This is a genomic window from Vibrio sp. 1402 (assembly GCF_033340275.1).
The window spans coordinates 1-532 of the sequence record NZ_JAWOWE010000650.1 but is presented as its reverse complement, the minus strand read 5'-3'; the positions used below and the strand labels follow the sequence as shown (position 1 = coordinate 532).

At 37.2% G+C, this 532-nt stretch carries 1 protein-coding gene; it reads right to left on the bottom strand.

Features of this window, described 5'->3' with window-relative positions:
• Positions 1 to 190 precede the first annotated feature (190 nt).
• On the bottom strand, positions 191 to 532 hold a 342-nt coding region (locus R7044_RS27750; RefSeq protein ID WP_225456304.1), incomplete at its 5' end, for a hypothetical protein.

Sequence of the window (532 nt, the reverse complement as noted above, 5' to 3'; positions counted from 1 at the left end):
TATAGATGATGATAGCCCCAACAAAAAATTCCATTTCTTACCTTTGTATCAATGAGGTAGATAGGTCCTAACAACCACCTACTCAGTAGTCAATAAATGGCATATTGATGTATTAGATAAACTAGGTCAAATGGAAGCATAGCAAAGTGTGAAGTGTTTTAATGATAAAATACAAAAGGGCATAGGCTCCTTAGTTCAAATCCCATATACAATCGTCGTGTTCTATACGGATGTGAGAAACCCAAATTTTTCCTTCCGTTGGATGATCAACTAAATATTGCCTTTCACCATTCAATCTACGACCGTTATAAGCTCTTGTTGGCTCACCAGGTCTGGAGCTTTCAGAAGTCCAATATGTAAAACACCCCTCAACGGGATTAACTTTTGAGGTAGTTGATGGTTTTGAGGCTGTATCAGACGCATAGTTTTCGTCACCACTGAGAAGCACCGTATTAAAACCGAAGTAAACGAACAAAAATAAAACAACGAACAGAAAAAAAGCCGGAACTTTTAAAGAATCCTTAACCATTAA